The organism is Pseudonocardia xinjiangensis (genome assembly GCF_050948425.1).
Lineage (GTDB): Bacteria > Actinomycetota > Actinomycetes > Mycobacteriales > Pseudonocardiaceae > Pseudonocardia > Pseudonocardia xinjiangensis.
On sequence record NZ_CP192009.1, the window covers coordinates 5,399,245 to 5,417,057 of the forward strand.

General features: G+C 71.8%; 14 protein-coding genes. 8 read left to right on the top strand and 6 right to left on the bottom strand.

Annotation, left to right across the window (positions count from 1 at the left end):
* Positions 1 to 9: 9 nt before the first annotated feature.
* The 6 genes from yidD to ACQPZA_RS25520 form a co-directional block, all read right to left on the bottom strand.
* Complete coding sequence (gene yidD / locus ACQPZA_RS25495) at positions 10 to 315, bottom strand: membrane protein insertion efficiency factor YidD (protein WP_433274441.1); 306 nt, start codon at positions 313 to 315, stop codon at positions 10 to 12.
* Between the two features lie 442 nt (positions 316 to 757).
* A complete protein-coding gene (locus tag ACQPZA_RS25500) occupies positions 758 to 2,008 on the bottom strand; it encodes a phosphodiester glycosidase family protein (RefSeq protein ID WP_433274443.1) in 1,251 nt (416 codons plus the stop codon).
* A gap of 609 nt (positions 2,009 to 2,617) precedes the next feature.
* Positions 2,618 to 3,901 (bottom strand): phosphodiester glycosidase family protein, encoded by a 1,284-nt coding sequence (locus ACQPZA_RS25505; RefSeq protein ID WP_433274445.1) that lies wholly within the window; start codon positions 3,899 to 3,901, stop codon positions 2,618 to 2,620.
* A gap of 627 nt (positions 3,902 to 4,528) precedes the next feature.
* On the bottom strand, positions 4,529 to 4,816 hold the full coding sequence (locus ACQPZA_RS25510) for an NIPSNAP family protein (protein ID WP_433274447.1): 288 nt from the start codon (positions 4,814 to 4,816) through the stop codon (positions 4,529 to 4,531).
* A 170-nt stretch (positions 4,817 to 4,986) separates the two neighbouring features.
* On the bottom strand, positions 4,987 to 5,175 hold the full coding sequence (locus tag ACQPZA_RS25515) for a ferredoxin (protein WP_169398188.1): 189 nt from the start codon (positions 5,173 to 5,175) through the stop codon (positions 4,987 to 4,989).
* Between the two features lie 13 nt (positions 5,176 to 5,188).
* Positions 5,189 to 6,415: a cytochrome P450 gene (locus ACQPZA_RS25520; protein WP_433274449.1), complete on the bottom strand. Its 1,227-nt coding sequence runs from the start codon at positions 6,413 to 6,415 to the stop codon at positions 5,189 to 5,191.
* A 240-nt stretch (positions 6,416 to 6,655) separates the two neighbouring features.
* Between ACQPZA_RS25520 and ACQPZA_RS25525 the strand changes: the two genes are divergently transcribed.
* The 8 genes from ACQPZA_RS25525 to ACQPZA_RS25560 all read left to right on the top strand — a co-directional run bounded on the left by ACQPZA_RS25525 (position 6,656) and on the right by ACQPZA_RS25560 (position 17,812).
* Positions 6,656 to 7,759 carry a M28 family peptidase gene (locus ACQPZA_RS25525; protein ID WP_433274451.1) on the top strand — a complete coding sequence of 368 codons (1,104 nt, stop codon included), beginning with the start codon at positions 6,656 to 6,658 and terminating at the stop codon, positions 7,757 to 7,759.
* 136 nt (positions 7,760 to 7,895) lie between these two features.
* The gene (locus tag ACQPZA_RS25530; protein ID WP_433274453.1) at positions 7,896 to 8,642 is read left to right on the top strand and encodes an MIP/aquaporin family protein; all 747 of its coding nucleotides are present in this window, start codon (positions 7,896 to 7,898) and stop codon (positions 8,640 to 8,642) included.
* Between the two features lie 350 nt (positions 8,643 to 8,992).
* A complete protein-coding gene (gene fdh / locus ACQPZA_RS25535; protein ID WP_433274455.1) occupies positions 8,993 to 12,310 on the top strand; it encodes a formate dehydrogenase in 3,318 nt (1,105 codons plus the stop codon).
* Positions 12,307 to 13,353, top strand: a complete 1,047-nt coding sequence (locus ACQPZA_RS25540; RefSeq protein WP_433274457.1) for a 4Fe-4S dicluster domain-containing protein — start codon at positions 12,307 to 12,309, stop codon at positions 13,351 to 13,353. Before fdh ends, ACQPZA_RS25540 begins: the two co-directional genes overlap by 4 nt.
* A gap of 68 nt (positions 13,354 to 13,421) precedes the next feature.
* A complete protein-coding gene (gene nrfD, locus ACQPZA_RS25545; protein WP_433282987.1) occupies positions 13,422 to 14,408 on the top strand; it encodes an NrfD/PsrC family molybdoenzyme membrane anchor subunit in 987 nt (328 codons plus the stop codon).
* Positions 14,409 to 14,454: 46 nt separating this feature from the next.
* The gene (locus ACQPZA_RS25550; RefSeq protein WP_433274459.1) at positions 14,455 to 15,447 is read left to right on the top strand and encodes an LLM class flavin-dependent oxidoreductase; all 993 of its coding nucleotides are present in this window, start codon (positions 14,455 to 14,457) and stop codon (positions 15,445 to 15,447) included.
* A gap of 167 nt (positions 15,448 to 15,614) precedes the next feature.
* The gene (locus ACQPZA_RS25555) at positions 15,615 to 16,580 is read left to right on the top strand and encodes a PDR/VanB family oxidoreductase (RefSeq protein WP_433274461.1); all 966 of its coding nucleotides are present in this window, start codon (positions 15,615 to 15,617) and stop codon (positions 16,578 to 16,580) included.
* 32 nt (positions 16,581 to 16,612) lie between these two features.
* The gene (locus tag ACQPZA_RS25560; RefSeq protein ID WP_433274463.1) at positions 16,613 to 17,812 is read left to right on the top strand and encodes a cytochrome P450; all 1,200 of its coding nucleotides are present in this window, start codon (positions 16,613 to 16,615) and stop codon (positions 17,810 to 17,812) included.
* The last annotated feature ends 1 nt before the right edge of the window (position 17,813 follow it).

Here is a 17,813-nt window from a genome sequence, read left to right on the forward strand (position 1 = left end):
TGCTGCAACTCAGCTGTCGGCCCGGGCGCCCGGCGTCGGGACCGGGTCGTGCCCCCGGCGGCCGCCCGGCCGGCACCGGACCAGCCGTCGCAGGGTCAGCACCGAACCGCGCACCGCACCGTGCGACCGAAGCGCCTGCACGGCGTACTCCGAGCACGTCGGGGTGAAACGGCAGCAGGCAGGCCGGCGGGCACTGATCTGCCGCTGGTAGACGCGAACCAGCGCGATCATCCGCTCGGCCCCGCTGCGCCGCGAGCGCGGGCTGCGGACCGCCGGACCCACGCCTCGGACCAGCGCGACGATCAGGTGGGGCACGGCCGGCAGCGTGAGAACCAGGCAGTTGCCGTCGAGGCTCTCGCCGATGCAGCATCCCGCGTCGAGCAGGCAGGCATCGCGCAGACACGAGCCACCCCGCGCCGGTTGGTAGTACCCGCCTCCTCTGCGCTGATTACGCGGGTCATAAGGGTCGTACGGATCGTAGCCGTACGGATCATACCGATCATAGGGGTCATATCCCCGTCGTCGTCGCCAAACCACGCCGGTGAATCACCGTTTCCAGCCTTCTTCAACCCTGCATCGGGCCCGCGTGGAAACAATGTTTCGACATTCTGGACAACTCGCCAACGGCCCGTTCGTGAATGGGGTTCGAAGCGCTCGCACCGGACCGGGGCGGCTGGTTCCGCGATACCTCGACGGCTCGACCACTCAACCCTACGAGCGGGAGAGCGGCCGAGCCGGCGGACGAGGGGGTGCCGCGTCAGCGGTCGTAGACGAACAGCCCGTTGGCCACGGGGCGCTCCCCAGCGGCATCGGACGGGTGGTTGAGGATGGTCAGGCCGGTGGTGCCGGGCAACTGGGCGGCCAGGGTGCTCGAACCGCCCCCGTCGAGCAGCACCCCTGCGTCCATCCCGTGGGCGACGAGGTACTCCGACGCCTCCTGGGGCGTGACTCCGATCGAGGTCGTCTGCCGGCCGTCGATGACCACCATGGTCAGCTGGCGTCCATCCTTGCTGACGCCGACCATCGTCTCGGGGTTGCGACCGCTGGGCGGCGCGCCGGTCGGGTCGTTGAAGACGGCGCCGTTCTGCACCAGCACCGTGGCCCCACCGATCAGGGCGTCGATGCCCTTGCTCGACAGGTCCGCCGAGATCGCCACCCGAGCACCGGGGGTGGCGTGCTCCTTCAGCCAGTCCGCGCCGGCACCGCCACCGAGCAGCCCGACCTGGTCCGGCCCGAGGGCAGGCACGGACGTCGCGCCGGGGATCACCTGGTCGATCACCGCGGGGCTCGCGCCGTGGCGGTGGGCGATGACGAGCGTCCCGGCGGGGATCGCGGCGACGGCGCCGAGGTCGGGCGTGATCTCGGTGATCCCGTTGATGGCCGCCGGCGGCTTCGACTTCTTGAGCAGGTCGGACGTGATGGCGAGGCCGTCGGGGGCCGCGTCCTCGACGGTGTTGACCGACTCGAGCGTTGCCGATTCCTTGCCGATCGTCAGCTTGCCGGTGAAGTCGACCTCACCGACCGACGCCCGCCGGTTCGCGATCGCGACCTGCCCGGCGAAATGCGGTCGGGGCGTCTTGAGCAGGACGCCGTCCCGCACCACACCACCCAGCGGGGCGCCGGACGCGTGGATGGCGAAGAAGTCGCCATTGATGCCGGCGACGGCACCGGTGCGATTGCCCATCGAGGTGGTCAGCTCGTTGGGCGGATCGATCACGTGGTCGTGCGACTCGACGGTGTCGACCCGCACCTTGCCGCGACTCAGGTCGACCTGGAGCACCTGGGTGTGCTCCGGCCCGTCGGCGGTGATGTAGGTCTCCGAATACTCGGTGACACCGGGCGTGATCTCGACCGGCTTCGTCGCCGAGGCGGAGGAGACGGCAGGCCATCCCTGCGGGATCGGCGGGACGGGGGCGGAGGGGTCCGCGGCGGTGGCGGTCGGTGGTGCGGGAGTGGGCGGTTCCGCAGCGGCGGCGATTCCGATCGGCGCGGCCAGTGCCGTTGCCACGGCAACGATCAGAACGGAACGGGGGCGTACACGCACGCAAATCTCCCAGGGGTAGGCCGATGAGGCCGTCAAGATCGCACTGCGTCCGCTCGATCGAGTGATGCGTTGCCAAACGACGGGTAAATCAGGCCCGTCGAATTCCGTCGCTCATCCGAAAGACCCGAAGACACCCGAATGTCCCCGAAAAAGGGACGGACGGAGTAAATCGCCGCGCGAGAGAATCGGGCGCAACGTGCACCGTGCTGCGGCGGGGGTGAACCCGCGGTCGTCAAGGGGTTCCACTACGTGGGCGCCACCCTGACGACCTGAGGCCTCGGCCTTGGCCGCGGGGATCATCGACTGGGTGGGCCGGTGATCCCGCACGTCGCCCGGATGCCCGTGGGTCCCTACGCCCACAGGCAGCGCTGCTGGGCGCGATCTTCCTGCTGCCGACCTCGGGCAGGCGGGCGGCCTCGACGTGATCCTGTGCGCGGAGGAACTGCGGTGCGGCCAGAGGGCGCTCGCCCGCCCCGCAACCGCCGTGGCCGGTCGGCTGCTGCAGGTCGCCACCCGCCACTGACGCCGGGTCGGTGCCCGTCAGTGGTCGTGGCCGAGTCAGCGGTGGCCGAGTCAGCGGCTGTAGACGAACAGCCCGTTGGCCACGGGTCGCTCCCCCGTCGGGTCGGACGGCTGGTTGAGGACGGTCAGGGCGGTGGTCCCGGGCAGTCGGGCGGCCAGCGTGCTCGAACCGCCCCCGTCGAGCAGCACCCCGCTGTCCACCCCGTGCGCGACGAGGTACTCGGCCGCCTCCCGGGGCGTCACGCCGATCGAGGACTCCTGCCGGCCGTCGATCACCACGAGCGTCAGCTGCCGGCCGTCCTTGCTGACACCGATCATCGTCTCGGGGTTGCGGCCACTGGGCGGCATCCCGGTCGGGTCGTCGAAGACGGCACCGTCGCGAACCAGCACCGTCGCTCCCCCGATCAGCGCGTCGATGCCCGTGCGGGACAGGTCCGTGGACACCCGCATCCGGGCGCCGGGCTTCGCGTGCTCGGTCAGCCAGTCCGCACCGGGGCCGCCGCCGAGCAGGCCGACCTGGTCCGGGCCGAGGGCCGGGACGGACGTGGCGCCGGGCTGCACCTGGTCGATCACCGCGGCGTCCTTGCCGTCGCGGTGGGCGATGACGAGCGTCCCCGCCGGGATCGTGGCGACGGCGCCGAGGTCGGACGTGATCTCGGTGATCCCGTCGATGGCCCGGGGTACGGGCTTCTTCCTGATGAGCTCGGCCGCGCCTGCCGTGTAGTACTCGAGCGAGGCGTCCTCGACGGTGTTGACCGACTCCACGGTGGCGGCGGCGGCGCCGATCGTCACCTGCCCGGTGAAGTCCACCTCGCCGACGGTGGCGCGCCGGTTCGCGATCGCCACCTGCGCGGCGAAGTCAGGCCGGGGCGACTTGAGCAGCACGCCGTCCCGGACCACGCCACCCAGCGGCGCACCCGAGGCGTGGATGGCGAAGAAGTCCCCGTTGATGCCGGCGACGGCACCCGTACGCGCGCCCATCGAGGTCGTCGACTCGTTCGCCGGGTCGACGATGCGGTCGTGCGACTCGACGGTGTCGACCCGCACCGAGCCGTGGCCCAGGTCGACCTGCAGCACCTGGACGTGCTGCGGCCCGTCCGCGGTCAGGTAGGACTCGGAGAACCGGGTGACGCCGGGGATGATCTCGACCGGCGTCGTCGCGGAGGCGGACGACACCGCAGGCCACCCCTGCGGAATCGGCGGGACGGGGGTGGGCGCGTCCGCCGTGGCGACCGCCAGTACGGGAGCGGGGGCAGGCGGTTCCGCGGAGACAGCGATTCCGACCGGTGTGACCAGAGCCCAGACGACGACAACGACGAGCAGGGAGCGGCGCACACAGGTCTCCAGGAGTGGACCGGATGGAGCTGCCAAGATCGCAGCTGATCCACTCGAACGGGTGATGTGTGGTCAAAATGTCAGCAAACCGGAACCGGCGATCTCCAGCCCCCAGCCCCCGCGAGTCGCCCGCTTCCCCGCGAGTCGCCCGATCCCGGTCCGCGAGTCGCCCGGTTCGGGCCCGCGAGTCGCCGGTTCGCGTGCGCGGTCGCTCGTTGTCCGCTCCGCCGAAGGCCCCGTCTCCGCCGCTCGGGCGGGCTCCGTGGGCCGCCCGCGCCCCGCTCCGCCTGCCCGCCCAGACGCTCCTCGCAGAGGGGGTGGGTTCCTCGCAGACGTCGTGGGCCCTGCGACGAACCCACCCGCTGTGCGAAGACGCTCCCCACTCCGCGAGTCGCCCACTTTGCGCGCGCGAGTCGCCGGACTCTGCGGCGGCGGCGCGAAGGAGGCTGCGCCGCCCAGCGCAAGCCGTGCACGTACCGCCACGCGCCCCGGCGGGGGCCTCGACTCCGGCCGGCAGCGACCTCCCAGCACTCCTCGCAGAGCGCAGGGGTTCCTCGCAGACGCTGGGGGCCCTGCGAGGAGCACGCTCACTCTGCGAGGACGGTCCGCGAGCGGCGGAGACCGGTGTCAGAGCGTGGACCGCATGAAGGTCTCCTCCTGCTCCGTGAACATGACTGGCAGGCTCCGGCGATGCTCCTGCGCCCGACGAGCGTCGGGGTCCCGGGCGACCGCAGCCTGGATTCGGTCGTAAGCGGCGCGGTCGTCGTACTCCCAGACCGCGACGACCCTGCCGTCCTCCGTCTCCCACCGGCCGACCAGACGTGCCCCGTGCCGGAGCTGGACAGGAAGCAACCAGGTCCGGAAGAACTCGTGGAAGACGGCCGCCCCGTCCACCGTCGTGCGGTAGATACGCATGCGATAGACCATGCAGATGATCGAACTCCGGACGCCGGGCGCCCTTGCTCCGGCCCCGCTCCGGGACGGTTCGTGCCTCGGGGCGATACGCCAGAAGCGTGATCAGCGGTCAGGACCCCGAGCCGTCCCCCACGCGGCCGGTGGCCCGGGCCGCTGATCACGCGTGCTGGTCAGACCAGGGTGATCACGCGGGCCGGGCACGCGTGCTCCGCCGCCCGGGCCGCGGGCTCCTGGTCGGGGGTGGGCTGCTCCTCCAGGACGACCACGGTGCCCTCGTCGTCCTGGTCGAACAGCTCCGGCGCGTTGAGGACGCACTGGCCCGCTCCGATGCACCGGTCGCGGTCGACCGTGATCTTCATGTTGCTCACCTCGTCACCAGCTCACCGGTAGCGCCTGGACGCCGTACACGATCATCTTGTCGCGGTAGCGGATCTCCTCCTCCGGAACCGCCACCCGCAGCTCGGGGAAGCGGCGCAGCAGCGCCGGGTAGGCGATCTGAAGCTCCAGCCGGGCCAATGGCTGTCCCAGGCACTGGTGGACGCCGAACCCGAACGCGAGGTGGTGGTTCGGCTCGCGCTTGATGTCGAGCTCGTCGGGAGCCGTGAACGCCGCTGCATCGCGGTTGGCCGACTCGCCCGCCGCGATGATTCCCTCACCTGCGCGGATGGTCACCCCGCCGATCTGGATGTCCTCGGTGGCGACGCGGCGGCGACCCGTGTGCACCACGGTGAGCAGTCGCAGCAGCTCCTCCACTGCGCTGTTCACCACGGCGGGGTCGCCGTCGCGCACCTCGGCGGCCTGCTCGGGGTGCTGCAGCAGGGTGAGCGTGCCGAGACCGATCATGTTCGCCGTGGTCTCGTGTCCGGCGACGAGCAGTAGGAGCGCCATCGACACGGCGTCGCCACGGCTGAGCTCGCCGCTCAGGACGTACCGCTGGGCGAGCCGGCCCAGGATGTCGTCGGTCGGCTCGGCCTCCTTCGCCGCCATCAGTCCCGTCAGGTACTCGCGCAGCTCCTCGTTCGCCTGCACGCTCACCTGCGGGTCGAGGGAGATGTCGACCAGCGCGCGGGAGCGCTCCTGGAAGAAGTTGTGGTCCTCGTAGGGCACGCCGAGTATCTGGCAGATCACCATGGAGGGCAGCGGGAGCGCGAACGCCTCGACGAGGTCGGTGGGCCGCGGGCCGCGCTCCATCGCGTCGAGCAGGTCATCCACGATCCTGGTGATGAGCGGCCGCCACGACTCGGTGCGCCGCACCGTGAAGTCGCCGATGACCATCTTCCGGTACCGGGCGTGCGCCGGGTCGTCCATCGTGATGAAGCTGGTCGAGTTCTCGCGCCGGGCGCGGATCGACGCCGACTGGTCCGGGTAGCCGGGCCGGGAGCTGTCGGAGCTGACCCTGCGGTCGGCGAGCAGGCTGCGCACATCCTCGTAGCGCGTCACCAGCCAGGGTGAGCTGCCGTCCCAGAGGCGCACGCGGCTGATGGGCTTCTCGACCCGCAGCTGCGCGAGCTCGGCAGGCGGGTCGAACGGGCAGCCCCGCGGCATCGGGTAGGTCGGCTCCGCCGACGCGTCCGCGGCGTGCCCGGCAGTGATCGTCATGACGACCTCCTCATTCTCGCTGTGCCACCACTTTAGCTAAGCTAACTAACAGATGTGAGCTCGCCGGGAAACATCTACGAAAACGGCGTCCGCGCCGAGCATGGCTGATCTTCGGACCCCCACCACATCCGCGAGGAAATCGGGCATCCGGCGCGGAAGATCACGCCGCCGCCGAGACCGATAAGGGCCACACTGGGCCGCGGAGCCGCCAGACCGGCGGCGCGGAGCCGGGAGGTCGGCGTGACCGAGAACAACGACAGGTCCGACGAGGGGCAGGCCCCCCGTGTCGTGCTCGCGCTGCCCCCGTCCGAAACCGGAGACTCCCCCGCCCGCGTCGTCCTCGAGGTCGTGCACCGATCCGGCGACGTCGACACGGAACCCGTGGACGCGAAATCGGACGGGACGCTGCACCAGCAGCTGGTGGCCGGCACGGCCGGCGCGGGCACGAGTCCCCACCTGGCGGCGCTGCAGCGCATCGCCGACGAGAACGGCGGCAACCGCGCCTCCCCGAGCCCCGGCTACGACGCGAGCGTGGAGTACGTGGTCGAGGTCCTCACCGCTGCGGGCTACGACGTCAGCACCCCCACCTATCCGCTGCCGAAGCGCCGCCGGAGAGAAGGCGAGAAGTGGTGCCGTCAGGTGGTGGCGCAGACCCGGACAGGGGACCCCGACCGGGTGGTTCTGATCGGCGCGCACCTCGACTCGGTGCGCAAGGGGCCGGGGATCAACGACAACGGCTCCGGGGTCAGCGCGCTGCTGGAGATCGCGACGCAGCTGGGCGGCTCCCCGCTCGTGCGCAACGCGGTGCGCTTCGGCTTCTGGGGCTCCGAGGAGGACGACCTCAAGGGGTCGATCCACTACGCGAAGACGCTGACGCGCCGCGACCGGGACGCCATCCTGGCCTACGTCAACGTCGACATGGTCGCCTCCCCGAACGCCGGCTACTTCGTGCTGGGCGGTGAGGGGAAGAGCCGCAAGAAGTTCGGGCCGCCCGGCTCGGGACAGGTGGTGCTCGTCCTGGTCGAGCAGCTCGCCGCCGCCGGTGTCGTCGCCAGGACCGTGCCGCTGGACGACGAGTCCGACTACGCGCCCTTCGTCGAGGCCGGAATCCCGACCGCGGGCGTGATGGCAGGCGACACGCTGAAGAAGACCGAGAAGCAGGCCCAGCGGTGGGGCGGCAAGGCGGGCGTGAAGTTCGACCCGAACTACCACACCCCGCGCGACCGGCTGGAAGCGCTGGACCGCATCGTGATGCAGCGCTTCACCCGCGCCCTGGCCGGGACGGTGGCCCACTTCGCCATGTCGCCGGACGGTCGGCCCAGCTCAGGCAGCTCGATCGGCTGAGAGCGACGCATCGAGGACCGACCTCGAGCGGGACGTGTAGCGGAGTTCGGGGCGGGTAGCCACCGCGAATCTCGAACCGGTCAGCCACGCCCGATCCTCCTGATCGACGGCGGCGCGCCGACCGATGGAGCACACCATGGTCGACACGACAACCGCCAGAACCGGGCTCTACGGCAGCAACATCGGCGCGAACATGCTCGCCGCAGCGGTCGCCGAGACCGTCGGAACGTTCATCCTGGTCTACGGCGGCACCGCCGTCGCGGTCGCCGCGGCGCTCCAACGCCCCGTCGCCGGGCCGGCGTACGACTCGATGGCCACGCCGCTGGCGTTCGGCCTGGCGCTGCTCGCCGTGGTCGCGGCCGTCGGGCACGTGTCCGGCGGCCACGTGAATCCCGCGGTGACGCTCGGGCTCGCCGCCACCGGCTCGTTCCCCTGGCGTTATGTCCCGGCGTATCTCGTCGCCCAGCTCGTCGGGGCCGTCCTGGGTGCCCTGGCCACGTGGGCGACCTTCGGGGCTCCCGGTCGTGACCAGGTCGCCCTCGCCGCGACCGTCCCGGGGCCCGGCGTCGGTGTCGGTACGGCCGTGCTCGTCGAGGCGCTGGTGACCTTCGTGCTGGTGTTCGTAGTGGTCTCCGTGGCCACCGACGACCGCGTCCATTCGAGCCTCGCTCCGATCGCGGTCGGCGCCGGCCTCGCCGTTGCGGTGCTGGTCGCCGGGCCGGTCACCGGCGGCGCGGCCAATCCCGCACGGGCGCTCGGTCCCGCACTGGTCGCCGGCGAGTTCACCAGCCTCTGGGTGTACATCGTCGCCCCGCTGATCGGCGGTATCGCCGCCGCCGTGGTCTACGACCGGTTCCTCGCGAAAGGACAAGCACCGGAGTAGGTCGCAGATCGACGGCCGGCGGCCGCCCGAGCCCTGCGCCGGGCTCGGTGATCGCCGCGAGATCCGCCTGTTCGCCCCGGCGAGGGCGGACGCGTGGGCTTGTCCGGATGGTGAGGTGCATCTCGTCGACGCCGGCGCCCGCTGAACACCTGCACGTCACGATCCACTGGTGCTTCCGTGCAGGTCACGGCCGGTGGGCGCCCGGCGTCAAGCCCGGTCGAGCCCACCGGAAACCGGACGATCCCGGCTCGGACCCCACCGCCCGACCACTGACGGCCGGCGCTTCGAATGTCGCCCCCCGCGGCGCCGACTTAGGGTCGTTCTGAGCTACTACAGAACGGGGATGAGCCGTGGGCGTGCAGCGGTGGTTGGAGAGCTGGCCGGTCTACCGGCAGCTGACCGGGTCCGATCCATTGGGCCGGGGTGCAGCCGTGGAGTCGCCCAGCTACACCGCGATGCGCCCGCGCACGGAGACGGCCGACCGGGTCGCCGGCTCGGTCTGCCCGTTCTGCGCGGTCGGCTGCGCCCAGCGCGTCTACGTCCGTGACGAGAAGGTCATCCAGATCGAGGGCGACCCGGACTCCCCGATCTCCCGCGGCAGGCTGTGCCCGAAGGGTTCGGCGAGCCTGCAGCTCGTCACGGGTCCGCAGCGCCAGGAGAAGGTCCGCTACCGGGCGCCCTACGCCACCGAGTGGACGGATCTCGACCTGGACACGGCGATGGAGATGGTCGTCGACCGCATGCTCGACGCGCGCGAGCGCGGGTGGCAGGAGAGCGACGAGCACGGCAACCGGCTCGCCCGCACGATGGGTATGGCGAGTCTGGGTGGCGCGACGCTCGACAACGAGGAGAACTACCTCATCAAGAAGCTCTTCACCGCACTCGGCGCCATCCAGATCGAGAACCAGGCGCGTATTTGACACTCCGCCACCGTCCCCGGTCTGGGGGCTTCGTTCGGGCGCGGCGGCGCCACCGACTACCAGCAGGACCTCGCCAACGCCGACTGCATCATCATCATGGGCTCGAACATGGCCGAGGCCCACCCGGTCGGGTTCCAGTGGGTGGTGGAGGCCAAGTCGCGCGGGGCCCGCGTGATCCACGTCGACCCCCGGTTCACGCGCACCAGCGCGCTCGCCGACACGTTCGTCCCGCTGCGGGCCGGCACCGACATCGCGTTCCTCGGCGGGGTGATCAACCACGTCCTCACCCACGACCTCGACTTCCGGGAGTACGTCCGCGCCTACACCAACGCGGCATTCCTCGTCGCCGAGGGCTTCGAGGACACCGAGGACCTCGACGGCCTCTTCAGCGGCTACGACGCCGAGACCGGCACCTACGGGCGCGACCTCTGGCAGTACGAGAGCGCCGAGCAGGCCCGGACCGAGCGCGAGGGCGGCGAGGGTGGCGGGGACTCGGCGATGGACCAGGAGCGGACCTCCCCGATGGGGCACGGGGCGGCCGGCGCCCCGCTCTCCGGGACGACCGGCGACATCGCGCAGGACCCCACGCTGCAGCACCCGCGGTGCGTGTTCCAGATCCTCAAGCGCCACTTCTCCCGCTACACCCCGGAGATGGTCGAGCGGATCTGCGGGACGCCCCCGGGGCAGTTCCGCGAGGTCTGCGAGGCGTGGGCGGGGAACTCGAACCGGGAGCGCACCACGGCGCTGGTCTACAGCGTCGGGTGGACCCAGCACAGCGTGGGCGCCCAGTACATCCGGGCCGGCTCGATCCTCCAGTTGCTGCTCGGCAACATCGGCCGCCCCGGGGGCGGGGTGTTCGCACTGCGCGGGCACGCCAGCATCCAGGGCTCCACCGACATCCCGACGCTGTTCAACCTGCTGCCCGGCTACCTGCCGATGCCCACCGCGGGCTCGCACGAGGACCTGCCCGCCTACCTCGACGACCTGCGCAGCCCCACGCAGAAGGGCTACTGGACGGCCGCGGACGCGTACCTGGTGTCCCTGCTCAAGGAGTACTTCGGCGACAACGCCACGGAGGACAACAGCTACGGCTTCGACTGGCTGCCGCGCATCAACGGCGACCACGGCACGTACCGCACGGTCATGGACATGGTCGACGGGAAGGTCTTCGGCTACTTCCTGCTGGGTCAGAACCCGGCGGTCGGGTCGGCACACGGCAGGCTGCAGCGGCTCGGGATGGCCAACCTCGACTGGCTGGTCGTCCGCGACCTCGCAATGATCGAGAGCGCCACCTTCTGGAAGGACTCCCCCGAGATCGAGACGGGCGAGATCGTGCCCGAGATGTGCCGCACGGAGGTCTTCTTCTTCCCGGCGGCCTCGCACGTGGAGAAGGAGGGCACCTTCACCCAGACGCAGCGGATGCTGCAGTGGCGGGAGAAGGCCGTGGAGCCCTCCGGCGACCAGCGCTCGGAGCTGTGGTTCTTCTACCACCTGGGCCGCTTGATCCAGGACCGGCTGGCGGGGTCCACCGACCCGCGCGACGAGCCGGTGCAGAAGCTCGACTGGAGCTACGCGGTGCAGGGCGGCGGGGCGTGGCCCGAGCCGTCGGCGCAGGACGTGCTGCGCCGGATCAACGGGTACCGCACCGACACGGGCGAGCCGGTCGGCGGCTACACCGAGCTGGCGGCCGACGGCAGCACCGCGTGCGGCTGCTGGATCTACAGCGGTGTGTTCGCCGACGGGGTCAACCAGGCGGCACGCCGCGTCGCGCACGCCGAACAGGGCCCCTACGACGCGGAGTGGGGCTGGACCTGGCCGTCGAACCGGCGGGTGCTCTACAACCGGGCGTCCGCCGATCCGGAGGGCCGGCCGTGGAGCGAGCGCAAGAAGCTGGTCTGGTGGGACGCCGAGCAGGGCGAGTGGACCGGCGACGACGTCCCGGACTTCCCGAAGAAGACCCCGCCGGGCTTCGTCCCGCCCGAGGACGCGACCGGGCCGGACGCGCTGCGCGGTGACGACGCGTTCATCATGCAGGCGGACGGCAAGGCGTGGCTGTTCGCTCCGCACGGGATGCTCGACGGTCCGCTGCCCACGCACTACGAACCGCACGAGTCGCCCGCGCGGAACCTGCTCTACGGCCAGCAGGGCAACCCGACGCGCAAGGTCTACGGCCGCCTGGACAACCCGTCGAACCCGTCCCCGCCCGAGGCGCACCGCGAGGTGTTCCCGTTCGTCCTCACCGCGGCGCGGCTCACCGAGCACCACACCGCGGGCGGGATGAGCCGCCAGCTGCCCTACCTGTCGGAGCTGCAGCCGGAGCTCTTCGTCGAGGTCTCCCCCGAGCTGGCCCGGATCCGGGGGCTCTCGCACATGGGCTACGCCCACGTCGTCACCAGCCGGGCCGCGGTGGAGGCCCGCGTGGTCGTCACCGACCGGATGGCACCGCTGCTGATCGACGGCGAGGTCGTCCACCAGGTCTGGCTGCCCTACCACTGGGGCGGTTCCGGGCTGGTGACCGGCGACGTCGTGAACGACCTGCTGGGCGTCGTCACGGACGCGAACGTCTTCATCCAGGAGAGCAAGGTCGCCACCTGCGACGTCCGTCCGGGACGCCGCCCGCGGGGGACGGCACTCACGGCCATGCTGGCCGACACCCGGGCCCGCGCCGGCGTGACGATCGCGACGGGCACCACGATCGCCACCGCGGCCGGGGTCCCCCACCTGCAGCACACCGAGGAGTCGTCATGACCGTGAACAGGCTGTCCGGTCCCCTGGACGACGTCGCCGGGGAGGCGGGCCACGCCGACCATCCACCCCGCGTCGGCTTCTTCACCGACACCTCGATCTGCATCGGCTGCAAGGCCTGCGAGGTGGCGTGCAAGCAGTGGAACGCGGTGCCGGAGGACGGGCTGGACCTGCTCGGCATGTCGTTCGACAACACCGGGATGCTCGGGGCGAACTCGTGGCGCCACGTCGCGTTCATCGAGCAGCCGCGCTCGCTCGGTCACCAGGACCCCGGTTTCGCCGGGCTGCCCACCGGCCCGACCAGCGGGGACGCCATGGCCGACGCCGTCGGGCCCCGGCTGCGCGAGGCCGGACGCGGTGGCTCCGAGCTGGGCACCAGCCCGCTGCACACCCCGAACCACACCGAGAGCCTCGGGATGCCCGCCTTCTCCCGGCCCGGTGAGGGCACGGGCGCCGAGGGACGCACCGACTTCCGGTGGCTGATGGCGTCGGACGTGTGCAAGCACTGCACCCACGCCGGCTGTCTCGACGTCTGCCCGACCGGGGCGCTCTTCCGCACCGAGTTCGGCACGGTGGTCGTGCAGCAGAACATCTGCAACGGCTGCGGGTACTGCGTCTCGGGCTGCCCGTACGGCGTCATCGACCGGCGCCCGGAAGACGGCCGCGCGCAGAAGTGCACGCTCTGCTACGACCGGCTGGAGGGCGGCCTCGAGCCGGCCTGCGCCAAGGCCTGCCCCACCGACTCCATCCAGTTCGGCGAGCTCGACGAGCTGCGCGAACGCGCGGACCGCCGGCTCGCTCAGCTGCACGACATCGGGGTCACCGAGGCCCGGCTCTACGGGCGCGACCCGGATGACGGGGTGGGCGGCGACGGGGCGTTCTTCCTGCTCCTCGACGAGCCCGAGGTCTACGGCCTGCCGCCGGACCCGGTCGTCCCCACCCGCGACGCCCCCTCGATGTGGCGGCACGCCGGCGCGGCCGCCGCGGCGTTCGCCCTCGCCGGGATCGGCGCGTTCATCTCGACCGCGATCGGAGGCCGGCGGTGAGTGAGAGCCGGGACCCGGTCACCGCGGAGCGCTCCAGCGACGAGGGCTCCACCGGGCGGGAGGCGCAGATGTTCCAGGGACGCCGGCGTCGCCGCCGCGCCGGTGGCGAGCCGACCGTCGTCCCCGCCGCCGAGTTCCGCTCCTACTACGGGCGACCGGTGCTCAAGACTCCCGTCTGGGAGTGGAAGATCGCCGCCTACCTCTTCTCCGGCGGCCTGGCCGCGGGCAGCGCGGTGGTGGCGGCCGGCGCCGACCTGACCGGCCGGGAGCAGCTGCGCCGGGTCGGCTGGCTCGGCTCGTTCGCGGCCCTGCTGGCGAGCGTGTACTTCCTGGTCACCGACCTGGGCCGCCCCGAACGCTTCCACCACATGCTGCGGGTGTTCAAGCCGACCTCGCCGATGAGCGTCGGGACCTGGATCCTCAGCGCCTTCGGCCCGGGTGTCGGCGTGGCGGCACTGCGTGAGCTGGTGCCGGCGCGCCGGCGCCACACGTGGCCGGCCCGGCTGCTGGGCCGGCTGGCCCGCCCCGCCGGGCTGTCCGCCGCGGCCATGGCGCCCGGTGTGGCCTCCTACACGGCGGTGCTGCTGTCCCACACCGCCGTGCCCGGCTGGAACGAGGTCCGCGACGAGCTCCCGTTCGTGTTCGCCGGTTCCGCCGCAGCGAGCGGGGGCGGTCTGGGGATGCTGTGCGCGCCGGTGGCCGAGGCCGGGCCGGCCCGGGTGTTCGCCGCCGTCGGTGCCGCGGGCGAGCTCATCGCGTCGCGACGCATGGAGCAGCGCATGGGCCTCGTCCGCGAGGTCTACCACCACGGCCGGGCCGGGAAGCTCCGGCGCGGGGCGGAGCTGCTCACCGTGGCGGGCCTGGCAGGCACCGTCCTCGTGGCGGGCCGCAGCCGGGCCGGGGCGGCGGCGTCGGGGCTCGCGCTGCTGGCCAGCAGCGCCCTGCAGCGCTTCGGTGTCTTCGAGGCGGGCACGGAGTCGACGAAGGACCCCCGGTACGTCGTCGTGCCACAACGCGAACGCCTGGAGAACGCGCGGAACGACGCGAACCGGTAAGCAATTCGTGCCGCACCGGCGTCCCGTCCGGCGTTAGCGTGACGACATGATCTCCGTTCCACTGTCCGTTCTGGACCTCACGCCGGTACAAGAAGGACATTCGGCCCAGGAAGCGCTGAACAACACCGTCGAATTGGCCCGCCGGACCGAGAAGTTCGGATATCGCAGATTCTGGGTGACCGAGCACCACAGCACGCACATCGCCGCGAGTGCCGCTCCTGCCGTGCTCGTCGGGCAGATCGCTGCCACGACGTCCGCGATCACGGTCGGCTCCGGCGGGGTGATGCTGAACAACCACGCACCGCTGGCCGTGGCCGAGCAGTTCGCCACCCTCGATGCGCTCCATCCCGGGCGGATCGACCTGGGCGTCGGCGGCGGGGCGGGCACCACCGACGAGCGCGTCACCCGTGCCCTGCGGCAGCACCCGACGGACGGCACGGATCCGTACGCCCACGACGTGCATGCCCTGGACGGTTATCTCGCCCAGGACGACTCGGGGGACGACGTCTTCCTCCTCCCGCGGTACGAGACCAGGCCGGCACTCTGGCTGCTGGCGTCGACGACGACCGGGGCGCGGTTGGCCGCCGAGCTGGGGCTGCCGCTGGCGTTCGCCCACCACATCCGCCCGCAGAACGCCACCGAGTCTCTCGCCTGCTACCGGGAGGGGTTCCGGCCGTCCCGCTGGTCGGACCGGCCCTACGTGATGCTCGCGGTGCAGGCCGTCTGCGCCGACTCGGACGAGCGGGCCCAGGCACTGGCCCTGCCGGGCGACCTCCTGCGCGTCGATCTCCTGGCGGGCCGGGCGAAGTCGCTGCTCTCCCCCGAGGCCGCCGCGGCCCGGTGGGCGAAGGAGGCGGATCCGGGCGCCTCGGCGGAGACGCGGACACAGGTGCGCGGCACCCCCGAGGAGGTCGTCGGGCACCTCGCAGGACTCGTGGACGAGCACGGCGCCGACGAGCTGATGATCACGTCGTCGATCTACGACCTCGACGACCGCACTCGCTCGTACGAGTTGATCGCCGCCGGGGCCGCGGCATGACGATCGCCACACTGCCACGTGCGAGTAGCCCGTCGGCCGCCTAGTAATGGTGTGAGGGAAAGCCCGGATACCGAACACCTTTCCGGCTGGCGGAAACGCCGTCTCTCCGCCTCGCATTGCCGGTCAGCATCGTCGGAGACGACCCTCGCCATCGTTGGAGCACATCCGTGAAGAGCACGCACGAAGAGTCCGAGATCGACCTCCTCGTCGCCGATCGTCGCGTCGCCGCCGACGGGGTCGTCGCCCTCACGCTGCGCCATCCCGCAGGCGAGGAGCTGCCTGCCTGGGAGGCCGGTGCGCACGTCGACCTGATCCTGACCGAGGACCTCACCCGGCAGTACTCGCTGTGCGGTGACCCGGCCGACCGCAGCAGCTGGCAGATCGCGGTGCTGCAGGAGTCCGACGGCCGCGGGGGGTCGGCGTACGTCCACGACAAGCTCAACCCCGGCACGACCGTGCGGGTGCGCGGCCCGCGCAACCACTTCCCGCTGGAGCCCGCCGACCGCTACCTGTTCATCGCCGGCGGGATCGGGATCACCCCCCTCCTGCCCATGCTCGAGGCCGCCACCGCCGCGGGCGCGCAGTGGCAGCTCGTCTACGGCGGCCGCACCGCCGCCTCCATGGCCTTCGTCGCCGACCTGCGCGCCGCGCACGGCGACGACCGTGTGGTGCTGCGCCCGCAGGACGAGCACGGCCTGCTGGACCTGGAGGCCCTGCTCGGTGCCCCCGCCGGGGACACGCTGGTCTACTGCTGCGGCCCCGGCCCCCTGCTCGACGCCGTCGAGGAACGCTGCTCGAGCTGGCCGTCGGGCGCCCTGCACACCGAGCGGTTCACGCCCAAGGAACAGGGCGAGCCCGTGCTGAGCGGCGCGTTCGAGGTGGAGCTGGCCCAGAGCGGGCTGACGCTCACCGTGCCGCCGGACCGTTCGATCCTCGAGGTCGTGGAGGACGCGGGCGTCCAGGTCCTCTCCTCGTGCCAGGAGGGCACCTGCGGGACCTGCGAGACCGCCGTGCTCGGCGGCCAGGTGGACCACCGTGACTCGCTGCTCACCGACGAGGAGAAGGCCGCCAACGACACGATGTTCGTCTGCGTCTCCCGTGCGGCGTGCCCGAAGCTCGTGCTCGACCTCTGACGCCACCACCACCTCGGAACGGCAGGCCCACGATGACGACGTCGCAGACCGTCCCCGCGCTGGGCGACGACCCCTTCGGCAGCGAGATCCTCACCGACCCGTACGAGTTCCACGCGCGGCTGCGCGAGGCCGCCCCCGTCGTCCACCTGCCGCGCTACGACCTGCTGGCGATGGGCCGCTACGCCGAGGTGCGGGCCACCCTCTCGGACTGGGAGACGTTCGTGTCGAGCCGTGGGGTCGGGCTCAGCGACTTCGGCCGCGAGAAGCCGTGGCGGCCGCCGAGCCTCCTGCTGGAAGCCGACCCGCCCGACCACACCGTCGTCCGCACCGCGATGAACGGGGTGATCTCGCCCCGGAACGTCCGCAAGCTGCGCGCGGAGTTCGCGGCCGCCGCCGACGAGCTGGCCGACACGCTCGTCGCACGCGGCCGCTTCGACGCCGTCACCGATCTCGCCGAGATCTTCCCGGTGCGGGTGTTCGGTGACGCCGTCGGCCTCCCGGCGCAGGGCCGGGAGAACCTGCTGCCCTACGGGGCGCTCGCGTTCAACGCCTTCGGTCCGCGCAACCAGCTGCTCACCGACGCGCTCGCCAAGGCGGCACCGGTGCAGGAGTGGATCCTCGCCCACTGTCAGCGCGACGAGCTCACCCCCGACGGTCTCGGGGCCGAGGTCTGGGCCGCCGCGGACCGGGGGGAGATCACCCACGAGCAGGCACCACTGCTCGTCCGCTCGCTGCTCACGGCAGGCCTCGACACCACCGTGTACGGCCTGGGGAACACGCTGTACGCCCTGGCCCGGCACCCGGAGCAGTGGGCCGCCCTGCACGCCGACCCCAAGCTGGCGAAGTTCGCCTTCGACGAGGCGCTGCGCTGGGAGGGCCCGATCCAGACCTTCTTCCGCACCGCCACGACCGACGCGGTGGTCGCGGGCACCCCGATCCCGAAGGACACGAAGGTCGTGCTCTTCCTCGGCTCGGCCAACCGCGACAGCCGCCACTGGGGTGACGACGCCGAGACGTTCGACGTCCGGCGCTCCGCCGGCGGGCACGTCGCCTTCGGCATGGGCATCCACCAGTGTGTCGGCCAGCCGATCGCCCGGCTGGAGGCCGAGGTCGTGCTCGGCGCCTTCGCCAGCAGGGCCGCACGGCTCGAGCTCGACGGCGAGCCCGTTCCCAAGCTCAACAACACGCTCAAGGGCTGGGCGAGCATCCCGGTCCGCGTCACGGCGGCCTGAC

What these genes read in the sequence shown, in the direction of transcription:
- ACQPZA_RS25530 (WP_433274453.1), top strand. Translation starts at nt 7,896, where the DNA reads ATGGTCGACACGACAACCGCCAGAACCGGGCTCTACGGCAGCAACATC.
- ACQPZA_RS25520 (WP_433274449.1), bottom strand. Translation starts at nt 6,415, where the DNA reads ATGACGATCACTGCCGGGCACGCCGCGGACGCGTCGGCGGAGCCGACC.
- ACQPZA_RS25560 (WP_433274463.1), top strand. Translation starts at nt 16,613, where the DNA reads ATGACGACGTCGCAGACCGTCCCCGCGCTGGGCGACGACCCCTTCGGC.
- ACQPZA_RS25550 (WP_433274459.1), top strand. Translation starts at nt 14,455, where the DNA reads ATGATCTCCGTTCCACTGTCCGTTCTGGACCTCACGCCGGTACAAGAA.
- ACQPZA_RS25510 (WP_433274447.1), bottom strand. Translation starts at nt 4,816, where the DNA reads ATGCGTATCTACCGCACGACGGTGGACGGGGCGGCCGTCTTCCACGAG.
- ACQPZA_RS25515 (WP_169398188.1), bottom strand. Translation starts at nt 5,175, where the DNA reads ATGAAGATCACGGTCGACCGCGACCGGTGCATCGGAGCGGGCCAGTGC.
- nrfD (WP_433282987.1), top strand. Translation starts at nt 13,422, where the DNA reads ATGTTCCAGGGACGCCGGCGTCGCCGCCGCGCCGGTGGCGAGCCGACC.
- ACQPZA_RS25540 (WP_433274457.1), top strand. Translation starts at nt 12,307, where the DNA reads ATGACCGTGAACAGGCTGTCCGGTCCCCTGGACGACGTCGCCGGGGAG.